Source organism: Terriglobia bacterium (assembly GCA_020073085.1).
Taxonomy (GTDB): domain Bacteria; phylum Acidobacteriota; class Terriglobia; order JAIQFV01; family JAIQFV01; genus JAIQFV01.
This window is the reverse complement of the sequence record JAIQFV010000027.1, coordinates 1-25,945: the sequence shown is the minus strand read 5'-3', so window position 1 is coordinate 25,945 and position 25,945 is coordinate 1. Positions and strand designations below refer to the sequence as shown.

General features: G+C 56.6%; 22 protein-coding genes, 1 tRNA gene and 1 CRISPR repeat array. Of the genes, 15 read left to right on the top strand and 8 right to left on the bottom strand.

Annotated elements, in window-relative coordinates; genetic code table 11:
- Window positions 1–204: 204 nt before the first annotated feature.
- The 6 genes from LAO21_19715 to LAO21_19690 form a co-directional block, all read right to left on the bottom strand.
- Window positions 205–447 carry a YdcH family protein gene (locus LAO21_19715; GenBank protein MBZ5554949.1) on the bottom strand — a complete coding sequence of 81 codons (243 nt, stop codon included), beginning with the start codon at window positions 445–447 and terminating at the stop codon, window positions 205–207.
- Between the two features lie 151 nt (window positions 448–598).
- Window positions 599–1,684, bottom strand: coding sequence for a hypothetical protein (locus tag LAO21_19710; GenBank protein MBZ5554948.1), 1,086 nt, complete (start codon window positions 1,682–1,684; stop codon window positions 599–601).
- Between the two features lie 14 nt (window positions 1,685–1,698).
- The gene (locus LAO21_19705) at window positions 1,699–2,217 is read right to left on the bottom strand and encodes a sigma-70 family RNA polymerase sigma factor (protein MBZ5554947.1); all 519 of its coding nucleotides are present in this window, start codon (window positions 2,215–2,217) and stop codon (window positions 1,699–1,701) included.
- 207 nt (window positions 2,218–2,424) lie between these two features.
- Window positions 2,425–3,393: a hypothetical protein gene (locus LAO21_19700; GenBank protein MBZ5554946.1), complete on the bottom strand. Its 969-nt coding sequence runs from the start codon at window positions 3,391–3,393 to the stop codon at window positions 2,425–2,427.
- A 308-nt stretch (window positions 3,394–3,701) separates the two neighbouring features.
- Entirely contained in the window at window positions 3,702–3,905 is a 204-nt protein-coding gene (gene thiS, locus LAO21_19695) for a sulfur carrier protein ThiS (GenBank protein MBZ5554945.1), read from the bottom strand.
- A gap of 41 nt (window positions 3,906–3,946) precedes the next feature.
- On the bottom strand, window positions 3,947–4,582 hold the full coding sequence (locus LAO21_19690) for a hypothetical protein (GenBank protein MBZ5554944.1): 636 nt from the start codon (window positions 4,580–4,582) through the stop codon (window positions 3,947–3,949).
- Window positions 4,583–4,747: 165 nt separating this feature from the next.
- Between LAO21_19690 and ndhC the strand changes: the two genes are divergently transcribed.
- The 12 genes from ndhC to LAO21_19630 all read left to right on the top strand — a co-directional run bounded on the left by ndhC (window position 4,748) and on the right by LAO21_19630 (window position 19,042).
- On the top strand, window positions 4,748–5,110 hold the full coding sequence (gene ndhC, locus LAO21_19685) for an NADH-quinone oxidoreductase subunit A (GenBank protein ID MBZ5554943.1): 363 nt from the start codon (window positions 4,748–4,750) through the stop codon (window positions 5,108–5,110).
- A 106-nt stretch (window positions 5,111–5,216) separates the two neighbouring features.
- Window positions 5,217–5,759, top strand: coding sequence for an NADH-quinone oxidoreductase subunit C (locus LAO21_19680; GenBank protein MBZ5554942.1), 543 nt, complete (start codon window positions 5,217–5,219; stop codon window positions 5,757–5,759).
- Window positions 5,760–5,795: 36 nt separating this feature from the next.
- Window positions 5,796–7,022: an NADH dehydrogenase (quinone) subunit D gene (gene nuoD, locus LAO21_19675; GenBank protein MBZ5554941.1), complete on the top strand. Its 1,227-nt coding sequence runs from the start codon at window positions 5,796–5,798 to the stop codon at window positions 7,020–7,022.
- A 177-nt stretch (window positions 7,023–7,199) separates the two neighbouring features.
- Complete coding sequence (nuoF, locus tag LAO21_19670) at window positions 7,200–8,987, top strand: NADH-quinone oxidoreductase subunit NuoF (protein MBZ5554940.1); 1,788 nt, start codon at window positions 7,200–7,202, stop codon at window positions 8,985–8,987.
- Window positions 8,988–9,053: 66 nt separating this feature from the next.
- Window positions 9,054–11,369, top strand: a complete 2,316-nt coding sequence (nuoG, locus tag LAO21_19665; GenBank protein MBZ5554939.1) for an NADH-quinone oxidoreductase subunit NuoG — start codon at window positions 9,054–9,056, stop codon at window positions 11,367–11,369.
- A 50-nt stretch (window positions 11,370–11,419) separates the two neighbouring features.
- A complete protein-coding gene (nuoH, locus tag LAO21_19660; protein MBZ5554938.1) occupies window positions 11,420–12,463 on the top strand; it encodes an NADH-quinone oxidoreductase subunit NuoH in 1,044 nt (347 codons plus the stop codon).
- 107 nt (window positions 12,464–12,570) lie between these two features.
- Window positions 12,571–13,065, top strand: a complete 495-nt coding sequence (locus LAO21_19655) for an NADH-quinone oxidoreductase subunit J (protein ID MBZ5554937.1) — start codon at window positions 12,571–12,573, stop codon at window positions 13,063–13,065.
- 59 nt (window positions 13,066–13,124) lie between these two features.
- The gene (gene nuoK, locus LAO21_19650) at window positions 13,125–13,427 is read left to right on the top strand and encodes an NADH-quinone oxidoreductase subunit NuoK (GenBank protein MBZ5554936.1); all 303 of its coding nucleotides are present in this window, start codon (window positions 13,125–13,127) and stop codon (window positions 13,425–13,427) included.
- Window positions 13,428–13,507: 80 nt separating this feature from the next.
- A complete protein-coding gene (gene nuoL / locus LAO21_19645) occupies window positions 13,508–15,469 on the top strand; it encodes an NADH-quinone oxidoreductase subunit L (protein MBZ5554935.1) in 1,962 nt (653 codons plus the stop codon).
- A gap of 61 nt (window positions 15,470–15,530) precedes the next feature.
- The gene (locus LAO21_19640) at window positions 15,531–17,066 is read left to right on the top strand and encodes an NADH-quinone oxidoreductase subunit M (GenBank protein ID MBZ5554934.1); all 1,536 of its coding nucleotides are present in this window, start codon (window positions 15,531–15,533) and stop codon (window positions 17,064–17,066) included.
- Window positions 17,067–17,177: 111 nt separating this feature from the next.
- The gene (locus tag LAO21_19635; GenBank protein ID MBZ5554933.1) at window positions 17,178–18,647 is read left to right on the top strand and encodes an NADH-quinone oxidoreductase subunit N; all 1,470 of its coding nucleotides are present in this window, start codon (window positions 17,178–17,180) and stop codon (window positions 18,645–18,647) included.
- A gap of 161 nt (window positions 18,648–18,808) precedes the next feature.
- Window positions 18,809–19,042, top strand: coding sequence for a hypothetical protein (locus LAO21_19630; GenBank protein ID MBZ5554932.1), 234 nt, complete (start codon window positions 18,809–18,811; stop codon window positions 19,040–19,042).
- Window positions 19,043–19,054: 12 nt separating this feature from the next.
- Here LAO21_19630 and LAO21_19625 read toward each other — a convergent pair whose 3' ends face one another.
- Both LAO21_19625 and LAO21_19620 read right to left on the bottom strand, forming a co-directional pair.
- Entirely contained in the window at window positions 19,055–20,404 is a 1,350-nt protein-coding gene (locus LAO21_19625) for a sigma-54 dependent transcriptional regulator (GenBank protein MBZ5554931.1), read from the bottom strand.
- The gene (locus LAO21_19620; protein ID MBZ5554930.1) at window positions 20,385–21,989 is read right to left on the bottom strand and encodes a HAMP domain-containing protein; all 1,605 of its coding nucleotides are present in this window, start codon (window positions 21,987–21,989) and stop codon (window positions 20,385–20,387) included. The genes LAO21_19625 and LAO21_19620 overlap by 20 nt, the downstream gene beginning before the upstream one ends.
- Before the next feature lie 451 nt (window positions 21,990–22,440).
- Between LAO21_19620 and serS the strand changes: the two genes are divergently transcribed.
- From serS to LAO21_19605, 3 genes are all read left to right on the top strand, one after another.
- Window positions 22,441–23,733: a serine--tRNA ligase gene (serS, locus tag LAO21_19615; GenBank protein MBZ5554929.1), complete on the top strand. Its 1,293-nt coding sequence runs from the start codon at window positions 22,441–22,443 to the stop codon at window positions 23,731–23,733.
- Between the two features lie 333 nt (window positions 23,734–24,066).
- Window positions 24,067–24,156, top strand: a tRNA-Ser gene (locus tag LAO21_19610).
- 583 nt (window positions 24,157–24,739) lie between these two features.
- A complete protein-coding gene (locus LAO21_19605) occupies window positions 24,740–25,159 on the top strand; it encodes a hypothetical protein (protein ID MBZ5554928.1) in 420 nt (139 codons plus the stop codon).
- 567 nt (window positions 25,160–25,726) lie between these two features.
- Window positions 25,727–25,938: direct repeats of the CRISPR family, unit length 29 nt; unit sequence CGGTTCATCCCCACGCGCGTGGGGAACAC.
- Window positions 25,939–25,945 lie beyond the last annotated feature (7 nt).

Genomic DNA, 25,945 nt, shown 5'->3' with positions numbered 1-25,945 from the left:
ACCTTTCCTGACGATGAGAGAATATGCAAGCGGGCTGTCTCAGGTTTGGCTCCAGGCCTGGTGCAGGCCGGCTGAAGGGAGAAACAAAAAGTGGGGGCTCTTCACCCCCACTTTGTTTCCGAAATATTTGGATTGTAAGAACCACTTGATCCGACGACCGTGTGGGTCGGCAAAGGCAGTTCGTGATTGGAACCGCGGGACCCTTCAGTTGGCGACAGGCTGCTGGCGGTGCTTTTGGATCAGGAATTCCATTTGATCCTTCATCTGGAGCTTCAGCTTCTTGAGATTCACTTCCTCCAGTTTTTCTTCTTCGGTCAGATAAGACTTGTGAGCCAGTTTTTCCAGTGCCTCGGAATAGCGAGAGTGTTTTTGAGCCAGTCGGCGAAAATCCTCGCTATCCCGCATCAATCGTTCTTTGATGACATCCGTGGCAGTGGCCTCAGCCATAACGGACCTCCTAGGGTGGGTATTCAATGACTTCCAACGCACCTCAGAGGCTAGCACAGATTTTTGACCGGAGGCAACCGAATTTGGAGGGGCCGCGAGAGACACGGCGATCAGTACTCGCGACCAAAAGAACTGTCCGGACAGCCCCCTGTCACTTTTTCATTCTTATGTCCTGCAGCAGATGGGACAGATCGCCAGAGAACACAGGAGAATCCTCCCCTCCCGAGATCCAATACCGGTGGATCCATACGGATCGGGGCTGTGAGCCCCCCGTGATCGGTGTTGCCGAGAACACTGTATAATCCGCTCCGTCTAAATTGAACTGCAGCCGGCCCCAGTAGCCCCGTCCCTCGATGGCTCCCTCGAAGGGGTGCAGTGCCAGAACGAATAATCCTTCCTGGGGAGCATAAAAGGCGACTGCGGCATCGTTTCCTGAAGCAGTCACCCCGAAGTCCACCGGCATCGTGGACACAAGCTGTTTTTCTTTGACAAGAACAGGTCCCCGAAGGGCGACTTCATTCTCTTCCAACACCAGGGGTCTCTCCTTGAAACCCACAAGGGATCTTTCTTTCGAGATTCGGCCCGTTAGTTTCAGGTCGCCAAAGCCGTTGACGGGGATTCGGAGGGTTTCTCCGGAGACATACCAGTACTCCTGCGGCGGAGCAGTCTTGAGAGAGGCAATGATGGCCTGGTTTGTGGCGGCGAGGGGGAACAATCCCACGCGGATCTCCAGTCGCACAGATCCACTCTTGATTTCTAGCACACGCAAAAGGCATGAGGCCTTTTGGGTGTCTGAGCCGCTCAACTTTGAAACATTGAGATTGCCTTGCCCACCGGTACCGGCCCTCAACACACCTCCGGCACTGCTGGTGTCGTCAGGGCTGCTGATGTCAAACTGAAACCAGGGACCCTCGTTCTGTGCCAATCCCAGACCCACACTCAATCCGACGATGAGCAGTGCAGTCAGCACAACCGCAAAGCGCGGGACTGAAACGCCCCTCGTCAATGCATAGAGCCACCGTCCCCGGATTCGCGGCGGCGATGGAAGTTGGATCCGGCCTTCTGCTGGGTGGCTTTGGGCGCTGGCGAGCAGGCGCAGCTCCGCAGCGATTTCAGCATAATCCCGCAGCCGATGAGAGCAGGTCGGACAATCAATGATGTGTTGTGCCGCTTCGGGGGGCACACTTTCCCCATCATGTAACGTTGAAACAAAAGGTCCCGCTTGTTCGCAGTCCATACATCCTCCCGAACTCATGGGCGGCGCCCATGCCACTTACACCTCAGATCTTCACGCGCAGCAAATAGGCGTGACTTCACTGTACCCATGGGAATTTCCAGGATTTGAGAGAGTTCTGAGTAGGAATATCCCTCCACTTCGCGGAGCCAGAGCAAGCCCCGCAGATCCGGCTCCATCTTTTCCAAGGCTTGCTCCAGGATCAAGCCGGTCTCAACTCCCTCTTCTATGGGTTCCAAAGCACTCGGGTTCTCCCGGGAAGAGTGCTGTCGCAACCACTCAACGCCGCGATGGCGAGCCATCCCGAACAGGTAGCCTTTCAGGGTCCCGCGCCCCGGATTAAACCCGTTCGGTTTTTTCCATAGATAGAGAAAGACTTCCTGGGCGACATCCTCGGCGGCACTCGCATCCCCTAAGTAATGGCGCAGAAAGCTGGACAGCCGTGCCTTGTGGGTCCGATAGAGGTCTTGGAACACCTCAACATCGCATTTCCGCAACCTTTCCGCGATCTTCAGGTCGTTGGGATCGGACTCCATCAATGAGCCTCCTACCCTATATTCGCTCAAATAAGCGGAAATGTTCGGACTGGAATAGACAATTTAGATTTTATTTGAAAGGGAGGTCCCAGGGGGAGGGAGATACTGCAGGCGTCAAAGGATAAGGGGACAGGGGGAGAGACGGGTCAGATAAGCATGACATCCGGCTTGAATGCTCCGCTCCCCCTGTTCTGAGGTCAGGGTATTTTAGCGCTTGGGAAAATTCACCTTAATCTCATTTGCTTCCTGGACATCCTTCAACTTGACTCGAATGTTGTGGGACTGATTGAAGGGAATATCAGGAGTAAACCGAAGAACGTACTGCTGGTTGAAGGCCTCCTGGATGGTGTTGAGCCGGGCCGTCAGGTCTTGGACGACACTGCGGTCGATGTTCCAGAAGGACAGACCTCCGGTCGCCTCGGCCAGGTCCGCCATGTTCGACGATCCCGACAAATCAAAGAGCCGTGAGAATGGGACGGCGGAAGGGACCCAAATGGTGTGGACCACGACGTTCTCTTCTCGTGCTTTTCTTTCGGCTTGTTGGAGGTCCATGTTGGACGAAGGACTGATTTCTTCCTGTAGAGTGTCGTAGCCGGGACCTACCATCACAATCTCTTTGCGTCCGTCGAGCCCCTTGAATCGCCCGATGACATCGGAGAGCGATACAAAAGCACTCAGCGGAACCTCGGAAGGGACATCTTTGAGAATTGAAATGGAATTTGCCGCCCGCCTCAGATCGGTGGTAAACGGGACCACCAGGTTGGCGTGATTGCGGTCGATGGTCGCGATCATGACGTCTGTACCCGCAGGCAATTGCTCGATAAACCGACGCAGGTTGGCCAGTTGATTGTTCAGGGATGGAGCGGTCCCTTCCTCAACCACCAGGGCCACATGGAGCGGTGACTGAAGAGGTGGCCCCGCCAGAACCTGAACGTTCTGCATCTGGCCATGGTCCGTCACCACAAAGTTCGAGGCGGTGAGCGTCGGGATCGACTTGGCGCCACCAACCGTGACGGTGAGAGTGACTTCGGGGGGTGTCTTCGCCAGAAGGGAAGTCGGAACAAAGGTGGCACCGAGAATGGCCAGCGTTGCCGCCGCAGTGAGCCCGATTGCCGAAATGCGCATTCGCATCCCGGATTGTTGCTTCAATTGTTGCAGGGAAACCTTGGAATTCATTTATGTTCACCTTCCTTTGGGGGTTCAACTTCTGGTCTTGCTGATCCCGTTTACAACCCTTTAGATTCTATGGAACTGAAAAAGGATATCTGGAATTGGCGAAATGACTATTGCGGAGGTGTGCTTCAGGAAGGATCCCGCTGAGCGGATTCTGAAAGATTTGGACCGATTTTGAGACTGAAAGCGGAAAGGTGGTGATGCCACGCCCGGAGGAATTAGGTCATGGTTATGCTCTTGGGGTTTTGAGAGGGTCAGGATCCGGCCTCGCCCTCCATCGGATGATACCGGGCATCCTGGTCCGCGCGAAGCTACCCTCCCCCCACAAAGTGCACGATCTCAATGGTGTCCCCCTGCTTGACTTCCCTGGAGCCCCAGTCCTTTCGTTTAATAATCTCGCGGTTGTGTTCGATCGCGATTCTCTCCGCGGGCAATCCCAGGTGGACGACGCAATCGCTTAGGGAAAGATTTTCCGGCACCTGGATTTCATCGCCGTTGAGGATGACGTGGATCATGGTGGTTGGGCTCGTCTCCTGTTGAGGTCACGCGGGTTCGATCAGACTTTGGACCCGCTATTTTTCTCTGTTTTCACAAAGAGGACCTTGAGTTCCTGACTCGGGTCAGGCTTGTCGACGCGGAAAAGCATGGCAGCAGCCACCCGGTGCGAAAGCGGGACATCGATCTTCAGGCTCAGAAAGCCTTCGTCATCCGTGATGCCGGAGAGCCGCTGGGTCTGGATCCCCTTGCCAAATAACTCCACAAAAACCTCCGCATTCGGGATCGGTTTGGCGTTGAAAGTTTCAATGATGCGGATGCGCATTTCCCGCAGCTCTTCATCGGTGTTCTCGTCCAGCTCCGGGCTGAACAATTCCACATGGGGTGTAATCAGGGTGTCCGGGGGAAGAGGGCGAGCCTTGGGCCGTGACCGTTTTTGCTGTCGGGCCGTGACCCGTCCCGTTCGAATGGCCTGAACGATGGCATAGTGCTGCCGTTCAAGCAGCGCTCGCAATTTATCTTCGGTGAAGGATCCGGATTCCAGTAACTCCTTGTAGGAGGCCTTCTTCGAGCCGAGAATGGCCCCTCCCTGGTAGATTATCGATTCAATCACGGGATTGTCGCGCCCACGGTCTTCCGTTTGCACGTGATAATCGTGTTCTTTGAACGTGACTGCGGTATTGAGTCCTGTGATCATCGTCCGTTAGGTGAGCCTCCGGTGATGGCAATAAGTGGCACCCTCATTATATGGAAGATCAGTCTGATTTTTGGCAACAAAAATCTTGACACCTCACAAAAGCAAAACGTATATTCCTCGTTTCGGCCTTTCCACACCCGGTTCCCGTCGTTCCCGTGATCTGCTATGCTGCGAAGTTATCTACCCATTCTGATTCAACTCATTCTTGTTTCGCTGATCGGCCTGGGCATTCTCGGATTGTCGTATCTGGTGGGGAAGCACAAGCCCACACCCGAGAAACTGATGCCTTACGAAAGCGGGGTGCGTCCGACCGGATCTGCCCACGAACGCTTTGCCGTTAAATTCTATCTCACGGCGATGCTGTTTATTCTCTTCGACGTGGAAGTGATTTTTCTTTACCCCTGGGCGGTGATTTACAAGGAATTGCGCTTTTTCGGATTCTTTGAGATGTTGACCTTTATTCTAGTCGTTCTGGCGGGGTATGTATACATCTGGAAAAAGGGCGCACTCGATTGGAATAAGAATTGAAGGTTCACTCAAGCCGGGCGGCGCCCCGGGAATGGATTTGCATTGAAAGCCGGAAGGCTTTTTTGCTGAAAATTGTGAATTCTTACACTTGCCCTTTTCATAGACAATGGTGACGATTCCTCCAGCATTGGAAAGCAATTCCACCGTCAAGCGATTCGTGGAGAAATTCGGCGACGCTCTTACGGAAGTTGTTTATTTCCAGGGTGAGACGACGCTGGTGGTGGAGAAGGGCCGGATCCTGGAGTTCTGCCTATTCGCGCGCGGGGATGACACCTTGCAGTTTGATTTTCTCGCCGACCTGACCGGGGTGGATCGGATGCCGGACGAACCGCGATTTGAGGTGAATTATCATCTCCTCTGCCTCTCCCGCGGGGAGCGACTGCGCCTCAAAGTCCGCATTTCCGAGAAGGACGGGAAAGTGGCCAGCGTAACCTCTGTATGGCCCACCGCAAATTGGCATGAACGAGAAGTGTTCGACATGTTTGGGATTGTTTTTGAGAACCATCCGGACCTGCACAGGATTTTGTGCCCCGAGGAATGGAACGGGCATCCGTTGCGGAAGGATTATCCGATGCTCGGCTACGAAGAGACGGCGCCCTCTCCCGAGCCGCCGACGAAGCGAGGCTGGTACAGTACCTTGAGCGATTGAGGGCCCGGGCGGCGCTGTCGTCAGACAAGATAGCTTATGGAAACGATGCGCTTCAATCTGGAATCCGAGCAGGTCGAGTCGACGGCCGGCAAGGCTGAGACCATGATCCTCAGCATGGGGCCTCAGCATCCCTCCACGCACGGCGTACTGCGCGTGGTGCTGGAGCTCGACGGCGAAACCGTGATCAAGGCGCGTCCCGACATCGGCTATCTCCACACGGGCATGGAAAAGCTGTCGGAAACGAAGACCTATGCACAAGTCCTGCCTATCACCGACCGGACCGATTACCTGGCGCCCATGTCGAACAACCTCGGTTACATCATGGCCGTCGAAAAACTCTGCGGCATCCAGAACGAGATTCCGCCCCGCGCCCAGTACGTCCGGGTGATTATGGTGGAGCTGAACCGCATCGCCAGCCACCTCGTGTGGCTGGGAACCCACGCCATGGATATTGGCGCCATGACGGTGTTTCTGTACTGCTTCCGTGAGCGCGAGCAGATCCTGAATTTCTTCGAAGCCGCCTGCGGCGGGCGACTGACCACCAGCTACTTTCGCGTGGGCGGGCTGCCCAGCGAGATCCCCGCCGACCTTGTTCCACGAATCCAGAAATTCATCAAGGAGTTTCCGGATCGGGTGGACGAGTACGAGACGCTCCTCACGAAGAATCCCATCTGGCTGCGACGGACCCAGGGAGTGGGGACGATCAACGCCCGGGATGCGGTCGCGATCGGGCTCTCCGGTCCTTCCCTGCGCGCGACCGGCGTCAACTACGACATTCGAAAAAAGGAGCCTTATTGCGGCTACGAAAGGTTTGACTTTCGAGTGCCCACCCGGACGGAAGGGGATGTCTATGCACGATATCTCTGCCGGGTCGAGGAACTGCGCCAATCCCAGAAAATTGTCCAGCAGGCCCTGGATGGACTCCCGGCGGGGCCGATTCGAGCCGACTGCCCGAAGTACGTTCTGCCCGACCGGAACAAAATGAAGACCGAGATGGAAACGCTGATCCATCACTACAAGATCATCACGGAAGGCATTCATCCTCCGGTCGGCGAGGTCTACCATGCGATCGAAGCGCCGAAAGGAGAACTCGGCTACTACCTGGTGAGCGACGGCGGTCCCAAACCCGTCCGGATGCACATCCGGGGACCCTCGTTTGTGAACCTTCAGTCCCTGGCCTCCATGTGCGAAGGCCGGTTGGTGGCCGATGTGGTGGCGGTGATTGGTTCTCTCGACATCGTGCTCGGTGAGATTGATCGTTGAGTCGGTGTTCGCAATATTGGGGGGGCGGCGTCCCTAGGGCGTCGTTGATCCTAAGCGCAATGTAGGACGCTCCCGTCCTGTGCCAAAGCCGGCGCGGAGCGGTCGCCATCCGGTTTTTGGGGAAAAGTTCGTAACACCATGTTTTCACCTGAAACGCAAATTAGATTTGAAGCCCTTGTGAAGCGCTACCCGTCCAAGCGCAGCGCCGTAATCCCGATGCTGATGTTCGCGCAGGACGAGAGGGGGCACTTGACGCCTGAAATCGTCGACGACGTGGCGCGGTTTCTCCACCTGACGCCGCTCGAAGTGGAAGAGGTGATTTCCTTCTATTCGATGCTGACGAAGAAGCCGCGTGGAAAATACCACCTTCAAGTGTGCACCAACATCTCCTGTATGCTCAAAGGTGCCGACAGGATTTGGGAGCACGTCAAGGAGAGGACGGGGCTGATACCCGGCGAAGTCACCGCCGACGGATTGTTCTCGATCGAGGAGGTCGAGTGCATGGGCGCCTGCACGACGGCCCCTGCGATGCAGGTGAATTATGACTTCTATGAGAACCTGACTCCGGAGCGCATCGACCAATTGCTTGCGGACCTGAAGACCTTTAAGGGCCCGGAGCAGAGCCCCGGCGCGGTCGCGGTGGAATCCACGCCGCTCCGGCGCCAGAACGCAGCCCATCCCAAGGCGACGCGCGTCTTGACCGCCGGGATGAGCGATGCCGACTCCAACTCGATGGAGAACTATTTGAAGCGGGGCGGGTATGCGACGGCGGAGAAGGCGCTCAAGACCATGAGTTCCGACGAGTTGATCGGGGAGGTCAAGAAGTCCGGCCTGCGCGGCCGCGGGGGCGCTGGATTCCCCACCGGCATGAAGTGGAGCTTTGTGCCGCGCCAGTCCCCGAAGCCGAAATACATCGTGTGCAACGCCGACGAGAGCGAGCCGGGCACCTGCAAAGACCGGCCCTTGCTCGAATATGATCCTCACCAGTTGATCGAAGGCATCGTCATCGCCGGACGGGCCATAGAATCCCACCAGGGATACGTTTATGTCCGCGGGGAGTATCGCTACCTCTACAACATCGTGAGCCGCGCCATCGAGGAAGCTTACTCCCGGGGTTTTCTTGGAAAAAACGTGTTTGGAAGCGGCTGGGACTTCGATCTGGCGGCCCACACCGGCGCGGGCGCCTACATCTGTGGTGAGGAAACCGCGCTGCTCGAATCTTTGGAAGGGAAGCGCGGTTACCCGCGCATCAAGCCGCCGTTTCCGGCGGTGGTCGGCCTCTACGGCTGTCCGACAGTGGTCAACAATGTAGAAACCCTCTCCGCGATCCCCCACATCATCAAGAACGGCGGCGAGTGGTATGCCAAATTCGGGCCGGAGAAGAACGGCGGAACGCGAATCTTCTCAGTGAGCGGTCATGTGAAGCATCCGGGAAATTACGAAGTGCCGATGGGAACCACCCTGCGGACCCTGATCGAGGATTTTGCCGGAGGACTCCGCGAAGGGCACCGCTTGAAGGCCATCATTCCGGGAGGCTCCTCGACCCCGATCCTGCCCGCGGACAAAATAGACACGCCGCTCACCTTTGAGGACATCGCCAAGGCGGGTTCCATGCTGGGCTCCGGCGCCGTCATTGTCATGGATGAAACCACGTGCATCGTGCGGGTCGCCCAGGTGCTGGCAAAATTCTATTCCCATGAGTCCTGTGGGTGGTGTGTTCCCTGCCGCGAAGGGACGAGCTGGCTGAAAAAGATCTTCAACCGATACCACGGCGGCTTTGGCCGCAGGGAAGATATCGATCTTCTCGACAGCGTGGCCCGGAAGATTCTGGGTCACACCCATTGCCCGCTGGGAGATGCGGCCGCCATGCCGGTGATGAGCGCTATTCAACATTTCCGGCCGGAATTCGAAGAGCACCTGAAACTGGGTGCATGCCCGCTGGAAAAGGAACTGGTCCCCGCGTAGGGATCGGACGCTGTAAGGGCACACCGATGTGCGCCCGCGTTTTCGTATCACGAGAGAACCGCACTTATGCCCGAGACCGTCACGCTTACCATCAACGAAAGGCAGGTCACCGTTCCTGCGGGCACGCTGCTCATCGAGGCGGCCCGGCAGAATGACATCCGCATTCCGTCGTTCTGTTATGTCAAGGACCTGACGTTGCAGGCGGCCTGCCGCATGTGCCTGGTGGAAATCGAAAAGGCGCCGAAATTGCAGGTGGCCTGCACCACCGTGTGTATGAACGGCATGGTGGTGCGGACGGAATCTCAACCGGTGATTGAGGCCCGCCGGGCGGTTCTGGAATTCATCCTGACCAATCACCCGCTCGATTGTCCGGTGTGCGACAAAGGCGGCGAGTGCGAGTTGCAGGACATGACCTTCAAGTACGGCCCCGGAACCAGCCGCTTCATCGAGGAGAAAGAGCACCAGCCGGAGCAGCAGGTCTCTCCCATCATCTTCTTTGACGCTCCCCGGTGCATCCTGTGTTACCGGTGCGTCCGCATTTGCGACGAGGGGATGGATGTGAAGGCCCTGGAGCCGATTGGCCGCGGGGTCAAGACGATCATCGGGACAGGACACGATACGCTGGACTGCGAAGACTGCGGGAACTGCATTGACATCTGCCCGGTGGGGGCGATCACCTCCAACCAGTATCGCTACAAAACCCGCCCCTGGGAACTCAAGTATTTTGGGACCACGTGCACCCACTGCTCCAACGGGTGTAAGACCACCCTGTCGGTGCGCAACAATGAAATCATCCGGGCCAACAACCGCGATCGCACCGGCATAAACGAAGAGTTTCTTTGTGTGAAAGGGCGGTTCGGATTTGATTATGTCGGCAGCGGGGACCGGTTGAAGACGCCCCTGGTTCGTCGAGGCGGGACCTTGCAGCCGGCCTCCTGGAACGAAGCCCTTGGGTATGTGGCGGACCGGCTGGGTGAGATCCGGAAACAGAACGGTCCCGACTCCATCGGGGCCCTGGGTTCTCCTCGACTCACCAACGAAGAGAATTATCTGCTTCAGAAATTCATGCGGCAGATTGTTGGAACGAACAACCTGGACCATCACCGCACGGCCGACTATGCATCGCTGGAGGTTGCCCTGGCAAAGCATTCGAAGCCGGAGGGGCTGTTCAACGTCGATCAAATCAAAACGGCCCGGACCATTCTCGTGATTGGAGATGACCCGACCACGCAGCAGCCGCTGGTAGCCTTCAATATTCGATTTGCCGTGCGACGGCATGAGGCCCGGGTTTTCATCGTCAACTCGAAACAGATCAAACTGCTCCGCAAAGCGGTGGCCTCTTTGATATTGAAAGAGGGGTCCGAGGCGGCCCTGGTGGCGTATCTGGCCCGGCGTGAGGGTTCGGCCCTGGAGAAGGTGGCGGCGGAAACCGGACTTTCCATGGAGTCGATCGAGTCGTTTGAAAAGGAGCTTCGCGCCTCCAGTGACGTCGCGATCCTTTTCGGGGCGGAGGTCCGAGGCAAAGCGATTCACGACCTCGTTGAATTCGGGACCTCGCTGGCTGGAACGACGCGCTACCTGGCCCTTTCTGATTTCGCCAATTCTCGCGGGGCCCTGGACATGGGCGTGGTTCCCAATCTGCTTCCAGGTTATGCGCCCACGGGTGCAGAGGCGGCTCGCGCTCGCTTTGAAGAGGTGTGGCAGGGCAGCATTCCCCGGCAGCGCGGTCTATCGGGGCCTGATATGGTGGGCGCCATCGATGCCGGTCGAATGAAGGCGATGATTCTGTTTGGCGCCAATCCCCTGGAAGATCCATCGAGCCCGCCGGACGGATCCCCTGGCCCTGCCCGGGTGGCGACGCTTGGAAAGCTGGATTTGTTGGTCGTTTCAGATCTGTTTCTGACCGAAACGGGCCGGCACGCCCATGTTGTTTTGCCTTCCGCCTCCTTTGCGGAGAAAGAGGGAACGATAACAAATTGCGGAGGGCAGGTTCAGCGCCTGCAGCGCGCGGTGCTGCCGCCGGGGGAGGCGAAGTCCGACCTGGAGATTATCGTCGACCTTGCGCGAGCCTGCGGGGCACTCACCTGGATGCATATGCCCTGGAGCACCGTCTTGAAAGAGATTGCGGCGGTCAACCCGGGATATGAAGGGGTGACAGCGCGGGCCTTGCTCGAGGGCGCCATTCCCCAAACCACGCTGGCAGCATCGAGGGAGGCTTTGCCGGACGTCGCGGATTTGAATGCCCTCGCGGAGTCCATCCGGTCCAACCGGAGCCGGTCGCTCTACGCCTCCGGCTCGCTTGCATGGCACAGTCGCACCCTGGTCCAGCTGGAACCGCGTGCCGCGGTGCAGCAGGCCTTTGTCGAGAGATACCAGATGTAACGCCATCGAATGATCCCATCTCGGCTCCTGGACGGCTTTACCCAACGCGCATGACTGAATTCTCATTGTTTCTTCTGGGCACCACGCTAAAGTGCATCGTGGTCATCGCTGTGCTCATCGGGGCGGTGGCATACACCACCTGGCTGGAGCGAAAGGTGGTTGCACATCTCCAGATCCGCTGGGGTCCGTCCCGCGTGGGCTGGCATGGGCTGCTCCAGCCCATCGCCGACGTCCTGAAGCTTCTGTTGAAAGAGGACATGACCCCGGGGCAGGCCTCGAAACTCATTTACGTACTGGCTCCGTTGATCGCCTTTGTGCCTGCCGCGCTTTCCATCACGGTGATCCCGTTCGGGAGCGTGGCGCAATTTGGTTCCCAAACGGTCCGCTTCCAGATCACCGATCTCAACGTCGGCATTCTCTTTATTTTTGCGGTCACGTCGGTGGGAGTCTATGGAGTGGCGCTGGGAGGGTGGGCTTCGAATAACAAGTATTCCCTGATGGGTGGCTTGCGTTCGTCGGCGCAGATGATCAGCTACGAACTGTCGCTTGGCCTCTCCGTGGTCAGCGTCCTTCTGGTGACCGGGACCTTGAGCCTGGGACAAATCGTGGATCTCCAGGGGGGCCGGTGGTTCGGGATAATTCCCAAATGGAACATCTTTGTATTCCCCCTGTTCATCAGCTTCTTCACCTATTTTGTCAGCGCCATTGCTGAGACGAATCGTTTGCCGTTCGATCTGCCGGAAGCAGAGAATGAACTGGTGGCGGGGTTTCACACTGAATACAGTTCGATGAAATTTGGCATGTTTTTTCTGACGGAATACATCAACATGATTACCGTTTCCGCCATTGCGACCACGCTTTTTTTTGGCGGCTGGCATGGTCCCGCCTTTGGACCGGTGTGGTTGCGCGGGGTATTGCCGCTGTTCTGGTTTGTCGTGAAGATCGTAGCGTTCCTGCTCTTTTATATCTGGACGCGGGGAACCTTGCCTCGCTTTCGATATGACCAGCTCATGGCATTTGGCTGGAAGTTTCTGGTGCCGCTCTCGCTCGCCAATGTCGTCTTGACCAGTCTGGTGGTGGCTTGGCGGGCTTGACCGGGCTCAATTCCCGGGAAGGGGAAGGGAAGCTGACAATTTTCCTGCAGCCATGCCGGTCTGATGTGGTTTCACTGATGAATCGACCGTAACGAACTGGTTTTCTGATGCAGACGATAGTGTTTTTCATCTTTGCGTTTATCGCGGTCGCGGCGGCGATCAATATGCTTGTCCAGAAGCATCCCATTCACAGCGCCTTGTCCCTCATCGTGGTTATGGCGATGCTTTCAATTTTCTATGTCATGCTCTATGCGGAATTCCTCGCCGTAGTGCAGGTGATCGTGTATGCGGGCGCCATCATGGTGCTCTTTGTGTTCGTCATCATGTTATTGAACCCCAGGGAAGAGAGCCACGGGACTCGTCAGAACCGTCTCCTGCTGTGGGGAGGCGTTCCGCTCGGCCTCTGCCTTATGGTGGAGATTGTCATCCTCTTGAAGCGATCCCCCCTGGATGTGGGCGAGACCGGCCGGCAACTGGTGGGGACCACTCAGGCGGTGGGACGGGTTTTGTTCACGGACTATCTGTTGCCTTTTGAATTCATTTCCGTTCTGATCCTGATCGCGATCCTGGGCGCCGTGGTCCTGACGAAGCGGGAGTTGTAACGGATTTTCTTTTATGGAGACGTCCCACGGGGATGTCTTCTCGGGCAGAGCACACAACCATGGTTCCATTGCATTACTTTCTGATTCTCGCGGCCATTCTTTTTGGCCTGGGCGTGATTGGCTTCGTGATGAAGCGCAATCTGATCACCATGTTCATGTCAATCGAATTGATGTTGAACTCGGTCAACCTGACCTTCGTGGCCTTCTCACGCCACATCAACGTGCTGAGTGGACAGATCTTCGTTTTCTTTGTGATGGTGATTGCTGCGGCGGAGGCCGCGGTGGGGTTGGCGATCATCGTGGCCTTCTACCGCAACCGCGAATCGTTGAATGTCGATGAAGTGGACCGAATGAAGTTGTAAATGGTCGTGGGGATGGCCCGAACGTCACCCTGGCGCGGCTGGGCGCCCACGCGGAATCAAGGCGGGACTTTTTGAATTAGATGAATTCGACGACGCATCTTTGGCTGATTCCGATCCTTCCGTTGATCGGAGCTGCATTGAACGGCCTGTGGGGCCGCAAGCTTTCGAAGGCCTGGGTGTCCATTGTCGCCATCGGTTGCACCGGACTTTCCTGTGCGCTCGCCATTTTCGAGATTGTCGCATTCAATGACTCCTTTCCGCTGATCGAACGGCACTTCACTTGGATTCAGGCGGGGACTCTCCGCGTGGGGTATGACCTTCTCCTGGACCCGTTGTCGTCGGTGATGGTGCTGGTGGTGACTGTGGTTGGATTGTTGATCCACATTTACAGCATCGGGTACATGGCCCATGAGGAAGGGCCCCACCACGGCGGATACTATCGCTTCTTCTCCTACATCAATCTCTTCATGTTTGCCATGCTGACCCTGGTCCTGGCCAACAATTACGTCCTGATGTTTGTCGGCTGGGAAGGCGTGGGCCTCTGTTCTTATCTGCTCATCGGCTTCTATTTTCACAAGAAGAGCGCCTCCGACGCCGGAAAGAAAGCATTCATCACCACGCGGATTGGAGATTTTGGCTTCTCGCTGGGCGTGTTTTTTATCTTCTGGCTTTTCGGGACTTTTGATTTTCAGCCCATCTTTCATAAGGCCGCCAGCATGGCTGTGGAGCCGATGCATCAACTGGGAGCGCTCACGATCATTACCTTGCTGCTGTTCATGGGGGCCACGGGCAAGTCCGCCCAGCTGCCGCTGTATGTTTGGCTTCCCGATGCCATGGAGGGACCCACTCCGGTCAGCGCGCTGATTCATGCGGCCACGATGGTGACGGCGGGCGTTTATATGATTGCGCGCTCAAACGTTCTGTTTTCACATGCCCCCTTCACGCTCCTGGTGGTGGCCGGGGTCGGCACGATCACCGCCCTCTTCGCCGGAACCATCGGATTGGTCCAGAAAGACATGAAGCGGATTCTGGCCTATTCCACGATCAGCCAACTCGGTTACATGTTCCTGGCCTGCGGAGTGGGGGCTTACTCCATGGGGATTTTCCATCTGATGACCCACGCCTTTTTTAAGGCGTTGTTATTCCTGGCGGCGGGCAGTGTCATGCACGCCATGGGGGGCGAGCTTGACATTTTCAAGATGGGCGGCCTGAAGCGGAAGATGGGGACCACTTATTGGACCTTTCTGATCGCCTCCCTGGCCATCGCGGGAATTCCGGGGTTGGCCGGATTCTTCAGCAAGGATGAGATTCTGTGGAACGCCTTCAACTCCCCTCATTACGGGCACGCGCTCTGGGCGATTGGATGGATTACGGCGGGGTTGACGGCCCTGTACATGTTTCGCATCGTGTTTGTGGCCTTTCATGGAGAGTTCCGCAGCAGCGAAGAAACGTGGCGCCACGTTCATGAGTCCCCGCGCGTGATGTTGATCCCGCTGATTCTTCTGGCAGTCGGGGCCATCTTCAGTGGTTACGTGCAAGTGCCCAAATTCCTTTTTGGCGGGGTCGAAGGGTTCACAAGGTATCTGGCGCCCGTGCTGGGTTCCGCGACATCGGGGGAGGCGCAAGGCGTCGTCGAGGCAGCCCCGCATGGCTTGGAATTCAATCTCACCATGGCCTCAGTCGTCATTGCCCTGGTTGGAATAGCCTTGGCATTCTTTATTTATCTTTCGAAGCCGGCGCGGGGGAAAGCGATTGCGGAAAGATTCAGACCCCTGTATTCCCTCCTTTATCACAAGTACTGGGTGGACGAAATTTATTCGGCCCTTCTCTTGAAGCCCATCCAATTCGTCTCGACCTGGGGCCTGTGGAAGTTGCTGGACCTCCTGATCATCGATGGGTTGTTCGTCAACGGGAGTGGTTTTATTGTGCGCAGTTTTGGAAAGGGGCTCCGTCATCTGCAGTCAGGCCGGGCCAGAAGCTATGCCGCATGGGTGGTCGTTGGAGCCGCTTTGATGGTGGCGTTTCTGACCTGGGGCCGATGAGTGTGGGCGAGGGAGATGGACCCGGCGGGTCGCGCTCCGGGCGCGACAAGAATGGTTCGAAATGGAATTCATTAACTCACACATCCTGACGATTCTCATCCTGGCGCCGGTCGCAGGGGCGGTGGTTCTGGCGCTCCTCGACCCGGAGAAGCATGAGGCCATCCGCCGTACCGCACTCGTCTTTGCCTTGCTGACCTTCATTTTCTCGCTCCACCTGGTCATGCATTTTGTGCCTCACGAGGCCGGTTTTCAGTTTGAAGAGAACCGTTCCTGGATTCCCGCTTTCGGCATGAATTATCACCTGGGCATTGACGGCATCAGTTTGTGGCTGGTCCTGCTGACCAGCTTTCTCACCTCGGTTTCGGTCCTCGCCTCCTGGAAGGGGATCGAGAAGCGTGTCAAGGAGTTCTTCATTTTCATCCTGCTGCTTGAAGCCGGGATGGTGGGGGTGTTTGCCTCCCTTGATCTGTTCCTGTTCTATGTCTTCTGGGAAGTGATGCTGGTGCCCATGTACTTCCTGATTGGGATCTGGGGACACGGCCGGCGCATTTACGCCGCCGTCAAGTTCATCATTTACACCGCCGTCGGGTCGGCGTTCATGCTGGTGGCGATTCTCTCCTTGTACTTTTTGAACGCCCACGCGACCGGGGTTTCCACGTTTGACTTCCCCGCGATCCTCGACAATATCGTCAGCGGCCGGCTGGCGATCGACCCACAGATTCAAATCTGGCTGTTCCTGGCTTTCTTCGTATCGTTCGCAATCAAGGTTCCGCTGTTCCCTCTGCACACCTGGCTGCCCGATGCGCACACCGAGGCCCCCACGGCGGGCTCGGTGTTGCTCGCCGGCGTGCTGTTGAAGATGGGGACCTACGGCCTGCTGAGATTTAACATCCAGCTGTTTCCGGATGCAACGCAGACCTTCACTCCGCTGATCGTGGTACTCGCCGTGGTCGGAATCATCTACGGCGCGCTGGTGGCGATGGTGCAGCCGGACCTGAAGCGGCTGGTCGCCTATTCCTCCGTGAGCCATCTCGGTTTTGTGGTGCTCGGGATCTTTGTGTTCAACATCCAGGGCGTCGAGGGCGCAGTGTATCAGATGCTGAATCACGGCATTTCGACCGGCGCGTTGTTCCTCATTGTCGGGATGATATATGAGCGGCGCCATACGCGTGAGATCAGCGAGTTCGGCGGGCTGGCGACTCCGATGCCGGTGTTGGCCACGATCTTCATGATCATCACCCTGTCGTCGATCGGATTGCCATTGCTGAACGGTTTCGTGGGGGAGTTTCTGATCCTGGTAGGGACATTTGGAGCCGCGGTCGCCAGGGCGAAGCTCTATTGCACGCTGGCGGCCACCGGCGTCATCCTCGGGGCCGTGTATATGCTGTGGATGTACCAGCGCGTGATCTTCGGCGAGGTGACCCGCGACGTCAACAAGACTCTGCCGGATCTCTCGACCCGGGAGAAATGGGTCCTCGTGCCGATGGTGATCATGGCGCTGTGGATGGGGATCTATCCCCAATTCTTCCTTCGAAAGATGGACGCCAGCGTTTCTAAATTGTTGAATACGCCGCGGGTGATAATGGTAAAGAAATAGGTGCTGGGTGTGACCCGGTGCGTCAGCGCGTCTTTTCGCGACAAGCAATTCACGCCATGGCGCGCAGACGCAGAGAATCCGGGGGCGCGACAAACTGATAAAGATCTGACCATGACATTGCCTCAAGTCCCCATTTTGCCGATCCTCCCCGAACTCATCCTGACCCTGTTCGGGATTGCCGTGATGCTCTTCGATCCGTTTACGGCGAAGTCCCATAAGTCATGGCTCTCGACCCTCGCCTTCATCGGCGTCCTGGCCGCCCTGGGCGGCAATGTCCTGCTGCTTACGGGGGAAGGGGAGTATTACAACGGATTGATCATCGTCGATTCCTTCAGCCTCTTCTTCAACTTTTTGTTTCTGATCATCGCGGGGCTTTCAATTCTCGTGTCCCGTCAATACCTGGTGCGCGAGGGCGTGAACCATAGCGAATACTATGCCCTGCTGCTCTTCGCCACGGTGGGGATGTGTTTCATGGGCGGGGCGAACGAGTTGATCATGATCTTCATCGGGCTGGAAATCACTTCCATCTCGACCTATGTGTTGGCAGGGTTCCGGCGCACCGACTTGAAATCCAATGAGGCTGCGATCAAATATTTTCTGCTGGGGTCCTTTGCCACGGCGTTCCTGCTTTATGGAATCGCCCTGACCTACGGCGCGACCCACACCACTCATCTCTCGCAGATCTCGAGCGCCTTGCTGACCGGCCGCATCGACCTGCGCCTGGTGCTCGCGGGAACGGCGCTCATGATGGTGGGATTCAGCTTCAAGGTGGCCACGGCGCCCTTTCAAATCTGGACCCCGGACGTCTATGAGGGGGCTCCCATCCCGATCACGGGCTGGATGTCGGTCGGTCCCAAAGCCGCCGGGTTCGCGGCGTTCCTGCGGGTGTTCTTCGTGGCCCTGCCGGCGCTGGACCAGAAGTGGTTTTGGGTGCTGTGGGTGTCGGCTGTGCTGACCATGACGATTGGAAACACGGCCGCCATGCTGCAGTCGAACATCAAACGCATGCTGGCGTATAGCTCCATCGCGCATGCCGGCTACATTCTGGTGGCTTTTGCCGCCCTCACGCCGAACGGCATTGCCTCCATTTTGTTTTACCTCCTCGCTTATTCGGTGATGAACCTGGGTGCCTTTGCGGTCATCAGCGCCTGGTCCCTTTCGGGCGAACGCCGGGTGACCATCGATGAATTTGCCGGCCTGGGTTACCGGCACCCCTGGCTGGCGGCCGCCTTTACCGTGTTCTTGCTGGGACTCACCGGCATCCCGCTGACGGCTGGCTTTACCGGCAAATTCTTCATGTTCCGGGCCGCCATCAATTCGAAGCTCTACTGGCTGACCCTCATCGCTCTCCTCAACAGCGCCGCCTCGCTCTACTACTACCTGCGGCCAACCATCGCGATGTATATGCGCGATCCGGGGGAGCCGGGCAGGGCGCCAGCCCCGGAAGACGCTGCCCCCCTTCAGATTTCCATGGCAACGAAGATGGTGATCGTGGTCTCGGTCCTGGCCGTGTTCTATCTCGGCCTGTTCCCATCCGCCATTCTCGATTTTGCCCAGTCCTCCGCGTTTCTCGCGCGTTGAACCCGACGATCGAAATTGACCTCACGCCAAGTCGCCAAAATGCAAAGCGGGAGCCGTGAAGAGAAGGGTCGGCGCCCGGGTGGATCAGTTTCTTCTGTTGGTAATAGGTTCAATCTGTGTCCATTGGGGGAGGGGTCAATCGATTCCTTGATGAAAGGGGGATGATCCGGGTGACTTGTTGCGATGGCATGGCACAGGCGCAATCCGAGGAGGCGATTGTGCAGAAGGAGAAGTATGAGCTGACCGATGGGCGGATTTTAAATGATGTGGAAACGGAGTTTTTCATCCGCTCCGCCAACGACCGGGGGCGGGTCGGCTATTTTGGCCTGAATTACTGTCCCTTCTGTGGGCGACCGCTCTCCCGCGGCCTCTGGTTTGCGGAGAAAAAGAAATAACGAAGAGGTTCCTTACAGCTTGATCCCATGCCGCTCGACCATGCGGGTCAGGGTCTTCCGGTTAACACCCATCATTTCGGCGGCGCGCGACTTGTTGTTTCCCGCGGCCTCCAGGGTTCGTATCAGGTAGCGGCGCTCGAGCTCGTCGAAGGAGGGCAAATCGGCGAACAGGGCATCGGGGCCCGGTGGGACAGGAGATTCAATGACGCGGGGAGGTAGTTCTTTGGCGGTGATGACGCTCGTCCGCGTCAGAGCGGAGGCGGCCTCTATCGTGTTTTCCAGTTCGCGAATATTACCGGGCCAATGATACGAGCAGAGAACCGCCATGGCATCCTCCGCAATCGAGATCGGCGGGGAAGGGGGCTGGCTGAATTTTTTCAGGAAGTGGGCCACGAGCAGCGGGATGTCATCCCGGCGCTCCCGGAGGGGAGGCAAATGAATGTTGATGACATTCAGCCGGTAAAGCAGGTCATGGCGAAAGGTTCCCCCCTCTGCCAGTTCCACGAGGTTCCTGTTACTGGCGGCGATGATCCGGACATCGAACTTGATCGATCCCGACCCGCCTACGGGCCGGACTTCCTGTTCATCGAGGACGCGCAGTAACTTCACCTGAAGCGCGGTGGACATTTCTGAGACCTCATCGAGGAAGACGGTTCCCCCTTCGGCCTCTTCGAAAATCCCCTTCTTGTTGCTCATGGCGCCGGTGAAGGCGCCCCGCACATGACCGAACAACTCCGATTCCAGGAGCGTTTCCGTCAGCGCGCCGCAATTAATGGCCATGAATTTCTTCAGGGCCCGCTGGCTGTTGTAGTGGATCGCCTTGGCGACCAGCTCCTTGCCGGTCCCACTTTCGCCGGTGATCAGGACCGTGGACCGCCCGTCGGCCACATACCCGATCTTCTTGAATACCTCCAGCATGGCCGGAGTCCGTCCGATGATCGACGAGAGCGAAAAACGCTCTTCCAGTTGATGCCGCAACTGGAGATTCTCGGTTTGCAGGCGGCGTTTCTCCACGAGCCGCTCCAGGATCAGCAGGATCTCTTCGAGGCGGAACGGCTTGGAGATATAGTCATAGGCCCCGGCTTTGACGGCCTCGATGGTCGATTCCATGGAACCAAAGGCGGTCATCAGGATGACATCGGCTGTGGGCGTGATCTGCCGGAAGCTCTTGAGCACGTCGAGCCCGCTGAACCCCACCCCCATCTTGATGTCGCTGATGACGACATCAAAGCCCTGGGTACGCCCCAGGTTCAAGGCCTCCTCGCCGCTTTGACAGGTGGTCACGGAATGGGCCTCCGCCGTGAGCGCCTCCTGCAGCAAGTCGAGGGTGGTGGGATCGTCATCAACGACGAGAATGTTCAAGTGATTCCGCATAGGTGGGTTCCGCTACAGCAAGGGGCAACTCCAGAATGAACCGCGCACCGCCGCCTTCAGGGCTCTCCGCAGAAATCGTTCCGCCATGGGCCTTCATGATCTGTTTCGAAATTGCCAATCCAAACCCCGCCCCGCTGCCAATTCTCTTCGTCGTAAAGGTCGGCTCGAAGATACGGGACAGGTTCTCCTTCGTAATGCCTCCTCCCGTATCGGAGTACTCAATGCCGGCCACCCCTTCGCCTTTGGAATTACGTGACAGGAACGTGCGCAGTCGCAGGGTTCCGCCATTCGGCATGGCATCGATGGAGTTGTTAATCAGGTTGAGAAACACCTGCTGCAGGCGGAGGGCGTCAAAAAGGACCCGTGGCAAAGTGCGATCAAAGGCGGTTTCGACGTGAATTCCCTTCATGTCCAGCGTGGGGGTTGCAAAAAGTAAAATCTCTTCGAGAAACTGGGTCAAGTCGGCGGGGGTTTGCGAAAGCGTGATGTCGCGGGTGGAGGCCAGGAGGTCCTTTACCACGCGGACGATGTGGTCGATCTGCGTTTCAATGATCTTGAGGCGCTTTCGCGCCGCTTCGTCTTCCGGGGCGAGCGTCTTGGTCAGCAGCTGGACATGACCTGAAATGGCATTGAGCGGGGTGCCGATCTCATGGGCGAGGCTGGCGGCCAATTGTCCCGCAATGGCCAGCCGCTCCGAGCGCGCCAGCATGCGCTGGGTTTCAAAGAGCTCCTCGTTGATGCGCGTCAGTTCAATGTTTCGCTCACGCAACTCTTCCGTGGCCTCGGCCACGCGCGTGGAGAGTTCTTCGTTAAGCGCGGTCACCCGGTCCATCATCCGGTTGAATCGGGAGGCGATCGTACCCAGCTCATCATCCCGGTGAACATCCACGCGGGTGTTCAGCGCCCCCGCTTCAGCCTGTTCCATCGCTTCAAGCAATCGTTCAATGGGCTTATTGACGAGTCGGGAGAAGAGCAGGCTCAACAGGGCGACAATCGCCAGAATCGCGAGGAGCAGAACCGCCACGTTGTACTTGATCATCTGGCGCGAGACGACGTTGATCCCGTATTTTGAGACCTTCAGATTGAGGCACCCGACCGGGTGTCCCCCTTCGATGATCTCCGCGCTGACAATCCAGGAGAGACTCTTGCCGGACCCCGTTTCAATGGATTGCACCCCCTCAAACGGGTTGTCGTACTCGAACATCTGGCGGACCATGGGCTGCGCATCCAACTCCAGGAGCGGAGACACAGGAGGGGTGGCGAGGACCAGAGAATGTTCCTGTCTGGGGCCGTGGGTGTAAACCGCAATGGCCAGGACGTCCTGATGATCCCGCTGGATGATCTGAAACTCCTGCGCCAGGGAGGCGGGATCCCGGAAAATTCCCCGCCGGGCGAAACGGTCTGAATTTGAAAACGTCAGCTCCACCGCCCGATGATACTGATCCTCTTCCACGGGTAACTGGATGAAAAAATGCCCAATGTAGGTCGACACGGCAAGCACGGAAATCATGACTACCGTCACGGTCGCGATGATCTTGGTGCGCAACCTCAGATTATGAAAGAATGGTCCCATGGCCTTGAAAGGAAAGAAGCGCTGGAAGCATCAAACATCCTATTATATCTGAAATCTCCGATACCGGATGATCCTTGTGCATGTTTCCGGGTGCCGGAAAACCCATGAATAACTTATCAATAGCAGTCGCGCCGACAAGGGCAAAAAATGACCATGAGGAGGCCAGGAATACTGTAAGTTTAAAACCTTCCATCGGAAGAGAATGGGACGATCCTGCGGCGGAGGGCTTTCCATCGACGACCGATTCCCCGGGTTCCTGGGTTCCTAATAATAATATCGGGTTTTGGTTCCGGCTTGTCCGGATCTTGAGGTATGGAATGAGAAAGAGTCTCTGAATCGCTTCTGTTTGACAGATCTTTTCTCCGTGCGCTAGAGTCGCATCGCCACGGAGGCGCTCAGAAGATGCGCCCTCCGCCGCTCGTTGCAGAAAATCTTACGAAAAGGGAAAACCATGCTTGATGTCTCATTTGTGCGCAATCACCCGGATCGGGTAATCGAAAGAACGGCGCAGCGCGGGATCGCTCTCAGCCTGGAAGAGTTCTCAACGGTCGACAAACGGCGGCGTGAGCTGTTGACCCAGGGGGAGCAGCTGAAAGCTACGCGGAATAAAGCCTCTGAAGAGATCGCGGTCTTGAAGAAAAACAAGCAGGACGCCTCTTCAAAGATCGCCGAGATGAAGGCCGTTTCCGATCAAATTACCGACTTCGACTTGAAAGTCCGGGAACTGGATTTGAAACTCCGCGATTGGCTTCTCGTGGTCCCCAATATCCCGCATGAGACAGTGCCGGTCGGGAAGACCGCGGAGGAGAACCGCGAAGAACGGAGATGGGGCACTCCGCCCTCCTTCAATTTTCAGGCGAAAGATCATACCGATCTGGGCGAGACCCTGGGAATCCTTGATTTTGAACGGGCCTCCAAGATTTCCGGCGCTCGGTTCGCGCTGTATAAGGGCGTCGGGGCACGGATGGAACGCGCCCTGATCAATTTCATGCTGGATGTCCAGACCAAGGAGAACAGCTACACCGAAGTGCTGCCGCCCTTTATCGTGAATTCCGCTTCGCTGCTCGGCACCGGAAATCTCCCCAAATTTGCGGAGGACCTGTTTCGGCTGAAGGTAGGGGAAGAGACGCGTGACCTGTGGATGATCCCGACCGCCGAGGTGCCCGTGACGAACATCTACCGGGATGAAATTCTTGATGAAGCCCAGCTGCCGATTTCTCTGTGCGCCTACACTCCATGCTTTCGGAGTGAAGCGGGAAGCTACGGCAAGGATACCCGGGGGCTGATCCGCCAGCACCAGTTTAACAAGGTGGAGTTGGTAAAGTTCTCTCGACCGGATACCTCCTACCAGGAACACGAAAAGCTGACACGGGATGCGGAAACCATCCTGCAAAAACTGAACCTCCACTACCGTGTCGTCACGCTCTGCACCGGCGACATGGGGTTCTCCTCCGCCAAGACCTATGATATTGAGGTGTGGTTGCCGTCTCAGAACGGCTTTCGGGAGATTTCCTCCTGCTCCAATTTTGAGGCGTTTCAGGCGCGCCGGGCTAACATCCGGTACCGGCCACGGGAGAAGGGCAAGGTGGATTTCGTTCACACGCTCAATGGAAGCGGACTGGCAGTGGGCCGCACCTGGCTGGCCATTGTCGAAAACTATCAGCAGAAGAACGGCAGTGTGGTCATTCCCGAAGCCCTGAGGCCGTACATGGAGGGGATGGAGGTGATTGAACCGGCTCAGTGAGGCAAATTCTAAATCCCAATATCCAAAATCCAAATAAAATCCAAATTCCAAAAGCCAAATTTCAAACAAAATTTAAAGTCCAAAATCCAAACAAAGGAATTCCATAAGGGCTTCCCAAACCTCTATGGCATTTGCTTTTCTCGGGCAACAATATTGTCGATTAGTTTTTCAGATTTTGAGATTTGGGTTTTGTTTTGAGGTTGGATATTGGAATTTGGCTTTTATTTGGAATTTGGCTTTTGGACTTTGGAATTTCCGCAGGCTCCCTCAACCCCGGCTGCACTGAACAAATTGACAATTCAGAATCCAGGCCAGTACACTGACAGGGCCTGCGGAGGCGTGGCCGAGTGGTTGAAGGCGGCGGTCTTGAAAACCGTTATCCGTTTACGCGGATCGTGGGTTCGAATCCTACCGCCTCCGCCAAATCTTGAGCGGTCGAGGTGAAATCCCTTGTCAATCTCGGGATAGGCCCTTTTTCTTTCGGTCTTCGGTGGGCTAACTGTCAGCAATTTCGTGCGGGGGAAATTTCCGCACGGCGAATTAGTCACATCGAACTTAGGGACCAGGCTTTCGCCTCACGCACACATGTTCCCACAAGGCTATCCAGAGTCGTAAGACGATTTGACCCCACTTAAGTGGGGAACACATGTTCCGAATTTGCTTATTGGATACATCGGGTGCCGCGGGCATGAGCTCTTTGCATGCCTGCGCTGCATGGCCTTCCATCTCATAATCTCGATGCTTGGAATATGGAGTTTACTTTGATTTTGGCCTTTGGAATTTGGAATCTCCGCTTCGGCCAATCCTCCCGCCCGCGTTAGTTCTTCCCTTCGCCAACTATATTCCCCTTGAATTCCGTTCTAGCGAGTCCTACACTTCTCACCGGCCAGGCGACCCCCAGGTCGGGCCCTTCTTCTCATTACGGTGATTGGCTGGCCGTTGTCGCTCACCTGTGTTTCTTTGTTGCCAGTCCAGGACGGATTGGCATTTACCCTAGGGAGGCTTCATGACCATCACCAAAGTCTTTCTGTCTCTTCTTTTCATTTGTAATTGCTGTTTTGCCGCAGACAAAGAAAAACTTCGTGTCTTTGTGACTGACAGCAAATCGTGGGAGGTCGCTGGAGGGTTTGGAGGAACCAGTGATGGGTTTGGTGGTGCGGTCAAGGGCGGAGCTCGCCCTCAAACCGCTGAGATTATCAAAACATTTGGCGAGCGGTGTCCGGGCGTCACGGTCAACATGAAGCAGGAGAAGGCAGATTACATCGTGCTGCTCGATCACGAAGGGGGCAAAGGCTACGCGCTGAAGGACAACAAATTCGCCGTCTTCAAGAAGGACGGCGACTCCATCGCCAGTGGATCGACGCGAAGCCTCGGCAATGCCGTCAAGGACGCCTGCGCTGCGATCATGAAGGATGTCGGGAAGTAGACAAAAAGAGGGGTCAAAGGAACGTGAAAAGGCCCGACATCACGATCCAAGGCGGTGATTTGTCGATTGTTCTCGGGCGGTAGACGAAACCGAATCGCTGGGTCGGGCGACCCGGCCTACAACGAAAAGTCATGGAATTGCGTTGTAGGCAGGGTGCCCACCCCGGGCGCTTTAGACATTGAGCAAGAGCCCCTTCAGACTAGGCACCAATGAGCATTCCCGAATCGAACACATCATTTCAGGAGCGAAGCGAGAGGATTTGAACATGGCCAAGCCGCGGAAACGGACAAAGAGACACTTGAAGACTTCAACTATTGGCGTCTACACGAGCGTTCAACTTTTGAACGAGTGGGTCAAAATCACGATTCGAGTCCCCAGAAAACGTTTAACCCAGAGGCTCGTAGGCAAATACGGGCACCATTTGAAGCGCCTTGGAATCAGATAAACGGATTCTCGCAATTAGGGCGCCTTAACCTAGGGAGTCTACGGGGCGAGATTTGAGATATCGTCGAATGTCGGTGCCTGACGCCAAAATGCTTCGGCGGAGAAAGAGGCAGCGTCGGTTTTCGGTTCATCCCCACGCGCGTGGGGAACACTTACCACGGTATGATTGGGGATGGATTGATAGCGGTTCATCCCCACGCGCGTGGGGAACACTTACCGGAAGGAATTTCTCGCACTACTGACGACGGTTCATCCCCACGCGCGTGGGGAACACCTCTTGCTCTTGTCCTTCTTGTGCTCCAGCTTCGGTTCATCCCCACGCGCGTGGGGAACACATGGAAT